Origin of the sequence: Pseudofrancisella aestuarii, from assembly GCF_003574475.2 — a bacterium.
Lineage (GTDB): Bacteria > Pseudomonadota > Gammaproteobacteria > Francisellales > Francisellaceae > Francisella > Francisella aestuarii.
Genome location: NZ_QLIS02000003.1, coordinates 67958 through 84436, shown reverse-complemented (window position 1 = coordinate 84436; position 16479 = coordinate 67958). Strand labels below are relative to the sequence as shown.

The window sequence follows — 16479 nt, the reverse complement described above, 5'->3', positions numbered from 1 at the left end:
TTCCGGTCAATGTAATATTTAGCTATTTGTATGAAAAAAATAACACTAACATTTCTTTCTATTTTATTTTGTCTATTTTTATCTTTTTTTAATTATTTATATATATATACTTTATTAGTTTCAACTTTATCTGTTTTTTTAATTTATATATTTGCTATAAGTAAGAAAAGTCAAAGTAAGAAAAATAAATTAATTACTTTTATTTATATACTTTTTAGTTATTTGTTTACAAATTTAGCTATTTTAGAAATTTTAAAAGTTAACTATGCAAATAATGGTTTTACATCAATAATTATAGTTACTCTGTTGCTTCCAACTTTATTTTTATTAAGCTATAGAATAATTTTAGCTTCTCATGGTTTTTATGAAAGTATATTTCGATTAGATGAAAGCAATGATTATTGCGATATAGCACCTGTGGCAAAAGAGGGTTGTTCAATTATAATTACTACAAGGAATGAGCCTTTTGAAGTATGCAAAATGACTTTTGATTCGGCACATGAGTTAGATTACCCGGTAGAGTTAAAGGAAATAATAGTAGTAGATAATAGTGATCTAGAATTTAAAGATTTAAGTAAATGGAAAGAATACGTTAATAAGCATAAAGAAATTTATGGTGATAATAAGTGTAAGTTTATCCATAGAAATGGTGTTGAAGGATTTAAACCTAGGAACTTAGATATAGCCATAAATAACGTAAGTTTTAATTATGTATTGTTTCTTGATGCAGACTCAACTTTACCAAAACAAGCGTTGAATGTTGGAATGAAAGAGTTTGAGAAAGTAGAAAAGTTAGGATTTGTAAGCTTTTTAATACAGAGTGCTAACTATGAAGTTAATTTGATGACAAGAGTTACTAGCATATTTCAGAATACTATTAGGTATTTTAATGAGTTTACTGGTAAATATGGCTACTGTAACTTTCAAGGACATAATGGTATTTGGAGTAAGGAAGCTTTGGATAAAACACATCCTTGGGAAGAGTATTATCGTGGTGAAGTAATGGTTACAGAAGACATTGCTGCTGGTTTTAGATGTTATGAGGCAGGATTTGAGAGTAAACCCATTTTCCTTAAAACTGGAGAATGGATGCCAACTTCATTAAAAGAGTTTGAAAGAATGTGGTTACGTTGGTCTTTTGGTGGTATGCAGGTTATGCATAAGCATATTAAGAAAATGTTATCTTCATCTAATGTAACTTTTAGAGTAAAGCTAGATATGCTTTACCTCTTATTTAAAATAGCTGTATCAGGATTCCCATTTTTAGCGTTATTAGTAGTAGCTTTTCCAAGGAATGATTTATGGCTAGCAATATTGATAAATCTTACATTGTTGCCACTTATAATATTAAGTGTTTGGTATTATTTTTATGGTGAGATTAAAGGAAATGTTTTTAGTAAAATTTGGCAAATATATATATCAAATTTTATGCTTTCTTCATTTGTCTTTTGGTGTGGTATTAAAGCGGAGATTAACTTCTATCTAAGAAAACCTCAAGGCTGGAAGCCAACATGTAAGAAGCAAGTGAAAGATGACTCATGGAGTGTTATATTAAGACAGCATATTGGTAAAATAACATTTTCAAGCTTTGGTTTATTAGTGGCAATATTTTCTATAATTAGATACTTTGACTCTAATGATTTTTCAATTTATATGTTTTCTATGATTCCAAGTATTTTGTTATTCTTAAATACTATTTTATGTGTACTTATACTTGGTAAATCTAGAAATTAACGTTAAACACTTATAAAAACAAATAAAATGATTGAATACGATAATTTATTTTTTATTTTGTTAGCTTTTGGCTTTGTATTGCTTAATGCTTTTTTTGTTGTTTCAGAATTTGCAATGGTAAAGTTAAGGCATTCTAGAGCTGAAGTTATAAAAGATAAAAAAGGATTACAAGGTAGAATATTATATAAAGTTCATAATAATTTAGACTCATATCTCTCAGCATGTCAGCTAGGTATTACTTTAGCATCATTGGGTTTAGGTTGGGTTGGTGAACCAGCTTTTGCAGAACTATTAGAGCCAGTATTAGCTGGTTTTGGAATAACATCAAGAGAGCTTGTTAAATTTATATCATTCCTTGCTGGATTTTCTATTATTTCATTTCTTCATATAGTTATTGGTGAATTAATGCCAAAATCAATGGCTATTCGTCAGGCTGAGAGATGGTCACTTTTTACTTCAGTACCGTTATATGTTTTTTATTGGGTAATGTTTCCATTTATTTGGGTATTAAATACAAGTGCTAACTTACTTCTTAAACTATTTAGGTTAAATATTGTTCCTGAAGGTGAGCATGGATATACGGCTGAAGAAATAAAGTTAATTCTAAAAAGTAGTCACTTAAGAGAGCCTCTAAAGGAAGAGCATCGCGCTATGCTGCTTAGGATGATGGAATTTTCGAGACTTCAAGCTATTGATGCTACAAGACCATTAGATGAAATGGTTAGTCTAAATTTTGACTCTTCGATTAATGATAAGCTAAAAGTTATCCAAGAATCGCTTTATACAAGGTACCCAGTTTATCAAGGAAATAAGGAAAATATTATAGGTATTCTTCATACTAAAGATATTTTATGCGCATTGGGAAAAGGCGATGACTGTCAGGTTTATAAAGAAAATCTACGTCCTATCGTTAAAGTTTCACATCATGCGCCATTAATAGAGTTATTAAATAAGTTTAGACAAGGAAAGCCACATTTTGCACTTGTATATAATAAAGATAACTTGATAGGTTTTATTACATTAGATAATTTGTTAACTATTTTAATTGGTAGGATGCGAGATGAATTTCATTTTGTTAAAGAGCCATGGGTAACTTTATCTAGTAATGTATTTCTAATTAATACAAAAGCACCTGTATATGCTATTGAAAAGCTTGCAGAAGTTGATTTTTCTGATTATGTGGCAGATTCTGTGCAGGACTTATTAAAGCAAGTTTTACCTGTACCTCATAAGGTTGGAGATACATGGTCTCAACCTGCTTTTGATTTGAGAGTTAATAAAGTAAAGAACAAATATGCAAAAGAAGTTATTCTAGAGATTAAAAATTTAGATGCTTGATTTGTGTGATTTCTCCTGAGCTTTCCAGTAGTTGTAGCCCCCAATAGCAATTATTAGATATATTGCGGTAGTTATTGCTGCAAAATAGATTTCTTTATAAACGTATAGACTTAAGTAGGTTATATCTATAAAAATCCAACATACCCAGTTATCAATATACTCTTTTGCGCTTAGGTAAACAGTAACAATTGAGAAAATACTAGCAACAGTATCTAGCCAAATTACATTAATGCCATAATATTTATAAATAGAGTGAAGAATTATGCTTCCAATAGCAACAGATGTTATTGTTAAGAAGTATCCTTTGAAAGATAATCGTTTTATTTCAAAAGTTGATTTATAGCCATGCTTATACCAGTTATAAAAACCATAAAGAAAGAATATTATTAGCAGTATTTGTAATATAGCATCACTATACAAACCTGCTTGACTGAATAATATTGAACTTAGAATTAATCCAACAACTCCAACAGGCCAACCTAGGATATTAAGTTTTGCTAATAAATAGGTACATAGCAGATTAACAATCATCGTAATAAAATCTAATAAATGCATAAATAAAGTTTAGAAATATTTTGTTATTAGTTTTAACATAAAAGCTAGTTCTATAAAAGAGAAATAACTAATGTTAGTAGATGCGCATATTCATGTTGATGCTTATACCGATAATCAGCTATTAAAAGTTATAAATCAATGTGAAAAGCTTAATATAAAACTTTTCGCTGTTAGCATGGATATTCAATCATATTTGCGGAATGTGAAATTAGAATCATTAAACCCGAATATTATAAAAAGTTCATTTGGAGTTCATCCATGGAAGGCATCGAAGTATTCTAAAAATATAGAGATTATAGATGAGTATTTAGATAAATCTTTGATGATAGGTGAAATAGGTTTAGATAGAAGATTCTTAGACTATGCTTCTCCATATGATGATCAATTGGATGTTTTTGAATATATTCTTTCTAGCTCTTTAATGAAAGATAAATTATTAAACTTACATACTAGTGGAGCAGAGAAGGACGTTTTAAATTATCTTCAAAAATATAGTCACAACAATTTTATTATCCATTGGTATAACGGACCTTTAGAATTGTTAGTTGATTATTTGGCTTTGGGAGGATATTTTACTATTGGATTAGAGGTTTTATTTAGTAAGAAAATTCAAAAAATTTTAGAGTTGTTGCCTATAGATAGAGTTTTATTAGAAACAGATAATCCTTCAGCTTGGCCATGGCTAAAGAAACTACCTGAAAATGATGTTGGCATGCCATATTTACTCTTAGAGGTTTTAGAGAAAATAGCAAAGCAAAAGAAAATAGATATAGAAGAATGTAGAGAACAAATTATAAGTAATCAAAAACAGAGTATGCCATTATTCTATTAATTTTTTAGCAATTCTAAATGCTTTGAAAATTAGTTATACTTGTACGATATTTTTATTCTAAATTATTTAGTAAGAGAAGATTTTAAATGATTTTATACAATTCGCTTAGTGGACAAAAAGAAGAATTTAAACCAATAGAACCTAATAAAATAAAAATGTATGCATGTGGTGTCACAGTATATGATGATTGTCATATAGGACATGCTAGAACATATATAGCTTTTGATGTTATTAATAGGTATTTCAAATATAGAGGGTATGATGTAAATCTAGTTAGAAATATTACAGACATTGATGACAAAATTATCAAAAGAGCAAATGAAAATAATGAATCAACAACTGACCTTGTAGCTAGAAATATAAAAGCAATGCATGATGTTTTTGATAAGTTAAACATATTAAGACCAACTAGTGAGCCTAGAGCAACAGAGACTATTCCAGAAATGATAGCTATGATAAGTGATTTGATTGATAAGGGATACGCGTATCAGGGAACTAATGGAGATGTTTTCTATAGGGTAGACAAATTTGATGGCTATGGGAAGTTAAGTAAGCAAAATCTTGAGGCTTTACAGCAAGGTTCAAGAGTGGATGTGGTTGAAGAAAAAGAAAACCCTTTAGATTTTGTTCTTTGGAAAATGTCTAAAGAGGGTGAACCTGCTTGGAATTCACCTTGGGGGGCTGGTAGACCAGGCTGGCATATAGAGTGTTCAGCAATGTCTAAAAAATTACTTGGTAAAACTTTTGATATTCATGCTGGTGGGTCAGATTTGAGATTCCCTCACCACGAGAATGAGATTGCCCAATCTGAAGCATGTAATGAATGTACTTTTGCTAATTACTGGATGCATTCAGGAATGGTAAAAGTTAATGCTGAAAAGATGTCAAAATCTTTGAATAACTTTTTTACGATAGTTGATGTGTTAGATGAATATCATCCTGAAGTTATAAGATATTTTTTGGCATCAACAAATTATAGAAGTGAAATAAACTATTCTAAAGAAAACTTAGATAATGCTAAAGCATCTGTAGAGAGATTGTTTACTGCGTTAAGAGATATAGAACCTGTAGAGGTTAATTTACCAGATGATGCTGAAGAATATGAAGCTAAGTTTATAAAAGCAATGGATAATGATTTTAATACTCCAGAAGCTTTAGCAGTATTATTTTCTTTAGCTAAAGAAATTAATGTATTGAAAACAAAAAGCGCTTATAAAGCATCAGGATATGCTTTCCTTTTGAGAAAGCTATGTGATGTATTAGGAATTTTATTTACAAGTGCTGAAGAGTACTTTAATAGTGCTACGAATATAGATGTTGATTCAATTCAAAATTTAATTGATGAAAGAGTAAAAGCTAAAGCAAATAAAGATTATGCTGAAGCAGATAAAATAAGAGATGACTTATTAAAGCAAGGAATTGTTTTGGAAGATACTGCTAAAGGTACAATCTGGAAAAGAGGCTAATAAATGTTTAGTGATGTAAAAAAACAAGATATTATAAAAAATCTAACTACTATAAGAGATTATATCCGTTGGACTATTTCTGAGATGACTCAACAAAAAGTTTACTTTGGACATGGATCTGAAACAGCATGGGATGAAGCAATACATTTAGTGTTATCTGCTTTAAACATTTCTACGGATATTGATAGTAATATGATAGGTGCCAATCTTCTTACTGAAGAAAAAGAGAAGATAATTAAATATGTTTATCAAAGAGCTTATTTGAGAAAGCCTTTACCATATATCCTAAAAAAGGCTTGGTTTGCCGATATGGAGTTTGATATAGATGAGAGGGTTATCATACCAAGATCTCCAGTAGCAGAGTTAATAAGAAATAGTTTTACCCCATGGGTCGCAGATGTTGATGAGATTACAGAAGTATTAGATCTTTGTACGGGAAGTGGTTGCATAGGGATAGCTTGTGCGACAGTATTTGAAAATGCAGATGTTACATTAGTTGATATCTCTGATGATGCATTAAGCGTAGCTAAGCTTAATATTAGAAAACATAATCTTACAGACAGAGTGAAAACTGTTAAGTCTGACTTATTTGCTAATCTTGGCAATAAAAAATTTGATGTAATAATCTCTAATCCTCCGTATGTGGATAAAGAAGATATAGATTCTATGCCTAGAGAGTACCATTTTGAGCCTAAATTAGCATTAGAAGCTGGTGAAGATGGTTTAGATCTAGCAAAGAAAATTATTCTAGAGGCTGATCAGCACCTAACTGAAGAAGGAATATTAATCGTTGAAGTCGGAAATAGTCAGTATGCTTTAATGGAAATGTGTCCAGATATTCCATTCACATGGTTAAGTTTTGCCGAAGGTGGTGATGGAGTATTTTTATTAACTTATGAAGAGCTAATTAAGTATAAGAGTTTATTTATTAATTATTTTAGTAAGTAGAGTGTTATATCTGAAAGAATTTTCTTTTATGTTATTATATTAGTTAATAATATTTTAAATATATATTCTTATGTCGGGTAATACCTTTGGAAACTTATTTAGAGTTACGACATGTGGAGAGAGTCATGGTGATTCTTTAGCAGCTATTATAGATGGTTGTCCTCCAAACATTCCTCTTACTGAAGAGGATATTCAAATAGAATTAGATCGTAGAAAGCCAGGGCAATCAAAATATACAACTCAAAGAAAAGAGCCAGATGAAGTTAAAATAATATCTGGAGTTTTTGAGGGTAAAACTACTGGTACACCAATCGGCTTAGTAATAAAAAACCAAGATCAGAAATCTAAAGATTATGGTGATATAAAAGATAAGTTTAGACCAGGTCATGCAGATTATACATATTTTAAAAAATATGGAATAAGAGATTATCGTGGCGGTGGCAGGTCATCAGCTAGAGAAACTGCTATGCGAGTTGCTGCAGGAGCTATTGCTAAAAAGATATTAAAAGCCCATGGTATAGATATTTTTGGTTATTGTTCACAAATTGGTGATGTAAAGGCAGAGCTTAAAGATAGAAATTTTATATCTCAAAACCCTTTTTTCCTAGCAGATGAAAATGCTGTGCCTAAGTGTCAAGAGCTGATTCATAGAATTCGCAAAGAAGGCGATTCAATAGGTGCAGAAGTTACAGTAATTGCAACTGGAGTTGAAGCTGGTTTGGGTCGCCCAGTTTTTGATAGATTAGATGCGATAATAGCTTATGCCATGTTATCGATAAATGCAGTTAAAGCAGTTTCTATCGGAGATGGTTTTGATGTCGTATCTCAGAAAGGCAGTCAGCATCGTGATGAAATTACAAAGGAAGATGGATTTTTATCAAATCACTCAGGAGGAACCCTTGGAGGGATATCTTCTGGTCAAGATATTGTTGTTAAAATGGCCTTTAAACCAACATCAAGTATATTACAGCTCGGTCGAACCATAGATATTCATGGAGAAAATACTACTTTAATAACTAAAGGTCGTCATGATCCTTGTGTAGGTATTAGAGGGGTACCAGTTGCCGAAGCAATGTTAGCTTTAGTGCTAATGGATGAGTTTTTAATAACTAAAAGTTACAATAACCTTTAAAGTGGATAGGGAGAAGTAATGAGCCACGAATTCTGGGATATGATTGTTCACTGGGGATATTTAGCCGTTTTTATTGGAGTTATGGTTGAGGGTGAGATTTTCTTAATAGTTGTTGGGATAGCGACAGCTGTTGGCTTACTTCATTATCCTTTAGTAATTTTAGCATCAGGATTAGGTGCGGTGCTACATGATAATACAGTTTTTACTATTTCTAGAATAGCTGGAGAAAAAATATTACTTAAACGTCCATCATGGAATGAAAAAGTAAATAAATCTTTAAGGTTATTAGATAAATATGATTATTGGGCTATTTTAAGCATTAGGTTTTTATATGGGTTAAGGACTATCACTATTTTTGTGGTAGGGATAAGTAAGATTAAAAGATTAAAATTTTTTGCTTTTGATTTCCTAAGCAGTTTTGTGTGGTCTTTTATTTATATAACAATAGGATATTTTTCTGGCCATGCAGTTTTAAGAGCTTTTTCTCATTTTCATTTAGGAAAATGGATAAAAGAGCATAAATTTATTTCATTTGTTATTTTGCTATTTATATCCACCATTGTTTTTTGTATTTTTAAGATTGTGAAAAGGACAAAGAGAAGTAAATGAGTAGGTTAGATTTATTAAGGCAAGGCTCATCCAAGAAGGGCAGTTCAGATTCTAAGAAAGGAACAACAGATAAAGATTTATTAGGCCTCTCAAAGAAAAAACATTCAAAGTTAGAAGATATTAGGGATGATGATTTTCTTGAAAAAGAAGGGCTTGAAAATGACTTAGATGTGGAGCCTGAGTATATAGAAAATAATGAAGTTGATAGTGATGAAGATACAGATGAACCTGTAAATGTTATTGAGATAGATTTAGGCGAAGTATCTGATATTAAAAGTGACTTCATGGAAGAAGAAATATTAGAAAATGAGCTACAAGAAGAAATCGCTGAACAAGAGGATAGCTTATCAAAAGAAGAATCTTCTATCGCAGAAGGATATTCAGGATATGACTATGAAGAAGAAGATATTCAGTTAGAAGTTAATTATATTTTTGAAAATAGAGAAGATGCCCATGCTAAGTATTTAAAGGCTATTAAAGATGGCGGGATTGAAATAAAAAGTAATAAAATTTTAGAATTAGATAGCATAGTTAGAATATCTGTTACCTTAACAGAACTTCATGAGCAAGTAGGTTGTGAGGCTAGAGTGATTTCTGTGCTTCCTAAAAGTGTCAGAGCTATAGAACAAGATGATGAGGATGCTCATAAATATTGGGTTCAGCTTATAGGTCCTAATGCATCAGAAACAGAAAAAGTAATTTCTAGATATTTATTGGGATATAAAGGGAAGAAGCAATAAATGGCTAAACAAAAGATAGTCTTTATATGTCAAAATTGTGGTATGGATTCTCCTAGGTGGCAAGGTCAATGCCATAATTGTGGGGAGTGGAATACTTTAGTTGAAGAAATTCAGGTAAAAGAGAATAAATCTAATAGTGTTTCCCGAAAAGGGTTTTCTGGAAATATTTCAAAAGCAGTAACTTTAGATAAGATCACAAATGAAAACAAATCTAGAATTCTTACTCATATTAAAGAATTTGATAGAGTTCTAGGTGGTGGGATCGTTAGAGGCTCTGTATCTTTGGTGGGAGGTGATCCAGGAATAGGCAAATCATCTATATTACTACAAGTGATGGCTCATTTATCTCAAGAAAAAAAAGTACTTTATGTAAGTGGTGAGGAATCTTTGGAGCAAATAGCTTTAAGAGCTAGGAGACTTAAGCTTCCTTCAGATAATTTACTTGTTATGTGCGAAACTAATGTTGAAATAATAGCTAATTATTTAGTTACTGAGAGGCCTGAAGTTGTTGTTATAGATTCAATTCAGACTATATATAATCCAGAGCTTCAGTCAATGGTTGGAGGTGTTTCCCAAGTTAGAGAATCTTCGGCCTATATTACTCAGGTAGCTAAGCAAAACGAAATAGCAGTTTTTTTAGTAGGGCACGTTACAAAATCTGGAGAGGTTGCTGGGCCTAGGGTATTAGAGCATATAGTTGATGCTGTTATATTTTTAGAAGCTCAAGATAATGGTAGGTATCGCCTTATGCGAGCATTGAAAAATAGATTTGGTGCTGTCAATGAGATAGGTGTCTTTGCAATGACAGATATGGGTATGAAAGAGGTTAAAAACCCATCAGCAATATTTCTTAATAATGGAAGAACTAATCTAATAGGAAGTGCTATAGTTTCAGTTTGGGAGGGAACTAGACCTTTGCTTGTAGAGCTACAATCTTTAGTAGTTGATAAAAATATAAATCAGCCACCAAGAAGGTTATGTGTTGGCATTGATACAAATAGGTTAGCCATGATTTTAGCAATTATCCAAAGATATATGCATATTGATTTATATGATAAAGATGTATTTATAAATGTAGTTGGCGGTATTAAAATAGCTGAAACTAGTATAGATTTAGCATTAGTTTTAATTATTTATTCAAGTATCAAGGAGATTGAAATACCTAAAGATATGATGATCATAGGCGAGGTTGGACTTTCAGGAGAAATAAGACCTATTCCATATGGTATAGAGAGGATAAATGAAGCTAGAAAGCATGGTTTTAAAAAAATAATTGTGCCTAAAGCAAATGTGACAAAAGTATTAGAATTAGAAGGTATAGATTTAATTACTATAACTAACTTGAATCAGTTAAAAGAAATATTAAAGTAGGTGTAAAAATGGAGTTTCTTGAGAGTTTAAATTTCCTAGATATAGCTATGATAATAGCTATTTTTATTTTGAGCCTATTTTCAGCAGTTAAGGGCTTATTTAAAAATATAGTTTCATTTGTGTTGATGATCTTTGCGGTGCTTGCAGCTGGGCTACTTGCTGTAAAGATTAGAGATGGTTTTATGAGCTCAATAATAGACGATCCTGGTGTAGCGTATGTAGTCTCTTTTTTATTCGTTTTAATATGTGCATATTTAATAATTTTTGGGATTATGAAAATTTTCATGAAAAATAACAAAGAAAAAGAAGGTATAGGAAATACTCTCTTTGCTCTTTTTATTGCAATTATTAAATATGTTTTAATATTCTCAATAATATGCTCAACAATTAGTTCTATTGATTATGTTAAAGATAGTGAGTTATGGGAGAATTCTCAAATGGCTCCAATTTTTACTAAAGTAGGAGATTATGCATATAATACAAAAATTGAAATGCAGGAAGTCAATTTAAAAGACTATGTGCCTAAAAAAGTTGCTGGTGATGAATAAATAATATAAATCTATTCAGATTTTAATTCTCTTAACATTAATTCTTTTACAATAGTTTTAGGATCTTCTTTATTATATAAAGCTCTATAAGTAGCTGTAGCAATTGGCATTTCAACATTATTTATCTTAGCTAATTGGTATACAACTTCAGCAGTTGAGTATCCTTCTACAACGTTATTAACCATTGCTAAGGCTTCTTCTATTTTATGGCCTTGGCCAACATATAAACCAAATCTTCTATTTCTTGATTGATTATCAGAGCATGTCAACAAAAGATCACCAAGACAGCTAAGCCCAAGGAAAGTTTCCTCCTTAGCGCCTAGTTTTAAACCAAGTCTTTTCATCTCTGCTAATCCCCTAGTTATAAGTGCCGCATGAGCATTAACGCCAAAATTCATCCCAGCTGATATACCAGCAGCTATCGCTAGTACGTTTTTTACAGCGCCACCAACTTGAGCGCCAATAATGTCTAAAGTTGTATAGCATCTAAAAGTTTCAGAACTAAAAAGTTTCTGGATTTTTTTAGCATATTCTATATCTTCTGATGCGATAACTACAGCAGTTGGAAGTTTATTTGCTACTTCCTTTGCAAAGCTTGGGCCGGTTAAAATGGCAAAATTAGTATCAGGTAAAAACTCTTTTGCGATTTCATTAAGAAGTTTATAGCTTTGATGACAAAAACCTTTTGTTGCAGAGATAATCCCTTGATGAGGTTTAATAAAACCTTTTAACTCTTGTAGAGTGCTTTTAAATCCTGAACTAGGAGCTGCTATGAGTATTTCATCAAAATCATTAATAGATGATTTCCAATCAATTATAGCTTCTAAATTATTTGGAAACTTTTCGATACTAGGAATATATTTGGCATTATTTCTATTGGCTAACATTTGTTCATTATGCTCTTTTCTCCAAGAGCTTATATGAACTTTATGGCCAGCATAGGCAAGTTGTAAAGCAAGAGCTGTTCCCCATGAGCCAGCACCTAAGACTAAAATATTTTTTTTCATTTTATATAGCCAGTAATCATATCTATATCAACATTGTATCAAATATGTTGGCTACAAAAAAAATTAAAGATAGTTTTTATTACTAAAATGTATTTAAAATTATTAGTCTTTTTTATATACAGTTATATAAATTCCCGGAACTTGTTTTGAATCAAACCACATGGCTTGGAAACGATCTGGATTTATTGCAGTAAGGCCATAAATAGTTTTTACATTATTAAAATGAACTGCGGGATCTGTGAAGAAAATTAAGTCTTTATCATCATCAACAGAGTTCCCTAATTTTTGGTAGCCAGTTACTAAAACCCAGTGTCCACCCCAATCAATCCAATCAACAAGCGTTGGTATACCTTTATTAAGATTATCTACTAACATTTGTATATTGCCATTAGTTCCTTGCTCAACCTCAAGACCATGGGTTTTTAACCAATTTGCCATGTTTTCAGGAGTCGTACCATAGTCATTATCTATCTTTAACTCTTCAGCTATTTTTATCTCAGTTTCTTTATTCATGTCTGAATCTTTTAATAAACCGTAATAGTGCATTAAAGTCATAATAGCAGCAGGCCCACAAGTATAATCAGTTGTTTGTTGATAGTCTTGGATATTCAGCATAGTTATATTTTTATCTGATGGTAGATCAAAGGTTTTTACAACTTGTTCAATCATTTTTTTATCAGCAAAATTCTGATATGAGTATGCATAATTCATAAATATTAGAGTAATTGTTAGAAATTTAAGGAGTGTTTTGATCATTTTCTATTCTTTGCTTGGTTTATGATCAAGGTGAGAGGATTGTATATTTCGCTTTGAGAGAAGTAAATAAAAAGTTGCTATAAAAATTGAAGTTTAACTTTAATTTTTTTATTATATAACTATATTTCGCTAAATAACGAAACATATTGAGAGATTAATATGAAACTAGCAGATATCGTAGATTTTCAAAAAGCTTTAGGGGATGAGACTAGAATTAGAGTTTTAATGGTCATTTATCATCATGAGCTTTGTTTATGTCATTTGGCACATATTTTTAAACTAGCTAACTCTACATTATCAAAGCATCTTGACATTTTAAGACGTAATAAACTTATCCATAAGAGAAAGCAGGGACGATTCCACTATTTCTACTTTAACTCTATATATAAAGAAGAGTTAAAGTGGCTTCTAGAAGCACTAAAAGATGATGCTACTGTGAAGCAAGATTTAAAACTGATTAAAGAAATGGTTGAACAGAGTCTAGAGCATCTTCCAGAAATACACGCTAAAGAAGGAGTTTCAATATGAGTGAAACTAAAAATTATTTAAGCTTTAAAGTCTATGGTTTAGACTGTGTTGAAGAGGTTAGCATAATAAAAAAAGCACTTATAAAAAATGTTTCAGAAGATCATCTTCAATTTGATCTTTTAAATGGTAAGTTACTTATCGAGCAATCAGCAGATAATCAAATTTCAGTTAAAGAAATAGTAACGTTAATTAAAAAGTCTGGGTTGAAAGCTACAACATGGAGTGAGTACATTAAAAATAATGATGAAAATCAGAGCTTTTGGAGGCGTCATCTACGTTTAATAACAACATTACTTAGTGGATTGTTTATAGTAACTGCATATTTATATCACGGATTTTTACATGGTTTTATTCATGCTTTAATTGTTGGTGAATCAAGTACTACGGAAGTTTTTCCAATAGTTTCACAAGTATTTTATTTATTAGCGATAATTTCAGGGAGTTGGTTTGTTTTTCCTAAAGCATGGGCAGCCTTGAAAAGGCTTGATGCTGATATGAATTTATTAATGGTTATAGCTATAGTCTGTGCAGTAGCAATTGGTCAATGGTTTGAAGCAGCGATAGTAAGTTTCTTATTTGCATTTTCTCTATCTTTAGAATCTTGGAGTGTGGGTAATGCTAGATCAGCTATCACAAAATTAATGACTTTAACTCCAGATAAAGCTTTAGTTTATTGTACTCATGATAAAGAGTTTGAAGAAAAACCTATTTCAGAAATTAACATAGGACGAAGAGTTCTTATTAAACCGGGTGAAAGGGTAGCTTTAGACGGTGAAATTATAAAAGGTAGTAGTTTCTTAAATCAGGCACCTATAACTGGTGAGTCAATGCCAATACAAAAACAAGTAGGTGATATAGTTTTTGCTGGAAGTATAAATGGTAATGCAACTATAGAAATAAAAACTACAAAAACAGCAGAAGACTCTTCTGTAGCTAAAATTATCCAAGCTATAGAGCATGCACAGTCAAAACGTTCACAGTCAGAAAAATGGGTTGATCGCTTTGCTCGAAGATATACACCAGCTATGTTAATTTTAGCTATCTTAATAGCTATTGTACCTCCATTATTTTTTGGAAGGGCTTGGCTGAGCTGGATTTATGAAGCTTTAGTTATTTTAGTTATAGCATGTCCATGTGCACTGGTTATTTCTACCCCAATATCAATTGTTTCATCTTTAGCTAGTGCTGCTAGAAATGGTGTATTAATTAAAGGGGGAACCTTTATTGAGATTCCAGCAAAATTAAAAGCTATAGCTTTTGATAAGACGGGAACTTTAACACAAGGTAAGCCAAGTGTTAGAGAAGTTATAACTAATAATATATCAGAAGAAGAGCTTATTAAAATTGCTGGAAGCCTAGAAAAAAATACTGATCATCCTATTGCTGAAGCTATTTTAAACTATTCCAAAGAACATAATATAGGATTAGTAGATAGTGATGATACTCAAGTTATTAGAGGTAAAGGTGTTTCTGGAAAAGTAGAAGGAAAAGAGTATTGGCTTGGTAGCCATGTGTTTAGCCATGAAAAACAATTGTGTGGAAATAGTTCAATGCATGAAAAAGCTGTTGAGTTAGAAAATTTGGGACATACCTTGATTTTTGTGGGAGATGATCAGGAAATAGTTGGAATAATAGCTGTTCAAGATGCTCTAAAAGAGAATATCCAAGTAATTTTAAATAATTTGAGAGAATTAGGTATAGAACAAACGGTTATGCTGACAGGTGATAATTCCGGTACGGCAAAAGCTCTTGGTAAAAAAAGTGGGATAGATAAAGTCTATGCTGAATTATTACCAGAAAATAAAGTTTCGAAAGTAGAAGAGCTAGTTGAAAAGTATAAAGAAGTTGCAATGGTGGGTGATGGTATAAATGATGCACCAGCTTTGGCAAGATCTAATTTAGGTATTGCTATGGGAGTAATAGGAAGTGATATTGCTATAGAAACAGCGGATATAGCTCTTATGTCAGATGATGTAAGTAAGTTACCTTGGCTAATTAAACATTCAAAAAGAACAGTAAAAATTATTAAGCAAAATATTATCTTTGCAATAATCATAAAGGCTTTATTTATAACTCTTGCTATAGCGGGTGTGGCTACTTTGTGGATGGCAATAGTAGCTGATATGGGGGCAACATTTATTGTAATTATGAATGCACTAAGATTACTGAAGATTAAATAAATAATAAAGTAGAGCCTATAATACTTAATACTCCAGCAAATAAAAATTTTGAATATGTGCTAGATAACTTATGCAAATATTTTGAACCCAAATATGAGCTGAATAGCTTTATTGGTAGAATGCATAAGATTGCAAGCCACTTTATAGCCCAAGCTGAAGAATATAAGGAGTAGCTTTGATAATCATTAATTAAAGCTAAACTTATTAGTGCTACTGAAATAGCTAAAGCAGAAAACATCATTACATTTAGAATTTTGCTGCTATTAAGTTTAAATAAACTAAATACTAGATTTTTATTTAGAGGACTATTTGTTTGAGAGAGTTTTATTAAATTGTAGATAGTTAATATGGTCAGAAAAAGAAGTACACTTCCACTAATAGCTGCAGCATCTATCATTTGAATTCCATCAGAAAAAACAAAGCTAGTTACAGCACCTATAAAAGTAGCTGGAATAATATTTGTTACGAGTATCCAGTTTAAACTTTTTGATTTATGTAAATTTATTATGCTAATTAAAGAGCTAAATAGTATTATAATTAGAGATGTATTAACTGCTATATCACTATAGTTGTGATTTATAATACAACCATCATCTGCGATAATTAATATTAAAAGTAATATTAAGATTACATCTCCTTTAATACCAATTATTCTTGCAAGGAGGCTAGTAAGAAACCCCAGGCATAAGAATATTAGTAAGTAATCCATAAATATATACAAATAAAATTAATCAA

Annotated in this window: 16 protein-coding genes; 12 read left to right on the top strand and 4 right to left on the bottom strand. The window is 31.0% G+C overall.

Features of this window, described 5'->3' with window-relative positions; all coding sequences use genetic code 11:
- Window positions 1-30: 30 nt before the first annotated feature.
- On the top strand, window positions 31-1734 hold the full coding sequence (locus DNK87_RS07295; RefSeq protein ID WP_119330926.1) for a glycosyltransferase family 2 protein: 1704 nt from the start codon (window positions 31-33) through the stop codon (window positions 1732-1734).
- Between the two features lie 27 nt (window positions 1735-1761).
- Window positions 1762-3072: a hemolysin family protein gene (locus DNK87_RS07290; RefSeq protein ID WP_119330925.1), complete on the top strand. Its 1311-nt coding sequence runs from the start codon at window positions 1762-1764 to the stop codon at window positions 3070-3072.
- On the opposite strand, the gene pnuC is transcribed toward DNK87_RS07290, so the two are convergent.
- The gene (gene pnuC, locus DNK87_RS07285) at window positions 3061-3627 is read right to left on the bottom strand and encodes a nicotinamide riboside transporter PnuC (protein ID WP_119330924.1); all 567 of its coding nucleotides are present in this window, start codon (window positions 3625-3627) and stop codon (window positions 3061-3063) included. The two genes, DNK87_RS07290 and pnuC, sit on opposite strands and share 12 nt — an antisense overlap.
- Before the next feature lie 70 nt (window positions 3628-3697).
- On the opposite strand from pnuC, the gene DNK87_RS07280 reads away from it, so the two are divergent.
- The 8 genes from DNK87_RS07280 (at window position 3698) to DNK87_RS07245 (ending at window position 11273) form a co-directional block, all read left to right on the top strand.
- A complete protein-coding gene (locus DNK87_RS07280; protein WP_119330923.1) occupies window positions 3698-4459 on the top strand; it encodes a TatD family hydrolase in 762 nt (253 codons plus the stop codon).
- An 86-nt stretch (window positions 4460-4545) separates the two neighbouring features.
- On the top strand, window positions 4546-5925 hold the full coding sequence (gene cysS, locus DNK87_RS07275) for a cysteine--tRNA ligase (RefSeq protein WP_119330922.1): 1380 nt from the start codon (window positions 4546-4548) through the stop codon (window positions 5923-5925).
- Between the two features lie 3 nt (window positions 5926-5928).
- Window positions 5929-6873, top strand: a complete 945-nt coding sequence (gene prmB / locus DNK87_RS07270; RefSeq protein ID WP_119330921.1) for a 50S ribosomal protein L3 N(5)-glutamine methyltransferase — start codon at window positions 5929-5931, stop codon at window positions 6871-6873.
- Window positions 6874-6943: 70 nt separating this feature from the next.
- Entirely contained in the window at window positions 6944-8005 is a 1062-nt protein-coding gene (aroC, locus tag DNK87_RS07265; protein WP_119330920.1) for a chorismate synthase, read from the top strand.
- 18 nt (window positions 8006-8023) lie between these two features.
- Window positions 8024-8614: a DedA family protein gene (locus DNK87_RS07260; RefSeq protein WP_119330919.1), complete on the top strand. Its 591-nt coding sequence runs from the start codon at window positions 8024-8026 to the stop codon at window positions 8612-8614.
- On the top strand, window positions 8611-9354 hold the full coding sequence (locus tag DNK87_RS07255) for a PilZ domain-containing protein (RefSeq protein ID WP_119330918.1): 744 nt from the start codon (window positions 8611-8613) through the stop codon (window positions 9352-9354). The genes DNK87_RS07260 and DNK87_RS07255 overlap by 4 nt, the downstream gene beginning before the upstream one ends.
- Window positions 9355-10725: a DNA repair protein RadA gene (gene radA, locus DNK87_RS07250; RefSeq protein WP_119330917.1), complete on the top strand. Its 1371-nt coding sequence runs from the start codon at window positions 9355-9357 to the stop codon at window positions 10723-10725.
- An 8-nt stretch (window positions 10726-10733) separates the two neighbouring features.
- Window positions 10734-11273 (top strand): CvpA family protein, encoded by a 540-nt coding sequence (locus DNK87_RS07245; protein WP_119330916.1) that lies wholly within the window; start codon window positions 10734-10736, stop codon window positions 11271-11273.
- An 11-nt stretch (window positions 11274-11284) separates the two neighbouring features.
- Here the strand turns inward: DNK87_RS07245 and DNK87_RS07240 are convergent, their stop codons facing one another.
- Window positions 11285-12280 carry an NAD(P)H-dependent glycerol-3-phosphate dehydrogenase gene (locus DNK87_RS07240; RefSeq protein WP_119330915.1) on the bottom strand — a complete coding sequence of 332 codons (996 nt, stop codon included), beginning with the start codon at window positions 12278-12280 and terminating at the stop codon, window positions 11285-11287.
- Between the two features lie 102 nt (window positions 12281-12382).
- Window positions 12383-13036, bottom strand: coding sequence for a peptidase C39 family protein (locus DNK87_RS07235; protein WP_119330914.1), 654 nt, complete (start codon window positions 13034-13036; stop codon window positions 12383-12385).
- Window positions 13037-13195: 159 nt separating this feature from the next.
- On the opposite strand from DNK87_RS07235, the gene DNK87_RS07230 reads away from it, so the two are divergent.
- Both DNK87_RS07230 and DNK87_RS07225 read left to right on the top strand, forming a co-directional pair.
- Window positions 13196-13564 carry an ArsR/SmtB family transcription factor gene (locus DNK87_RS07230; RefSeq protein WP_119330913.1) on the top strand — a complete coding sequence of 123 codons (369 nt, stop codon included), beginning with the start codon at window positions 13196-13198 and terminating at the stop codon, window positions 13562-13564.
- Window positions 13561-15744, top strand: a complete 2184-nt coding sequence (locus tag DNK87_RS07225) for a heavy metal translocating P-type ATPase (RefSeq protein WP_119330912.1) — start codon at window positions 13561-13563, stop codon at window positions 15742-15744. Before DNK87_RS07230 ends, DNK87_RS07225 begins: the two co-directional genes overlap by 4 nt.
- Here DNK87_RS07225 and DNK87_RS07220 read toward each other — a convergent pair.
- Complete coding sequence (locus tag DNK87_RS07220) at window positions 15737-16453, bottom strand: TSUP family transporter (protein ID WP_119330911.1); 717 nt, start codon at window positions 16451-16453, stop codon at window positions 15737-15739. The genes DNK87_RS07225 and DNK87_RS07220 overlap by 8 nt on opposite strands.
- Window positions 16454-16479: the final 26 nt, after the last annotated feature.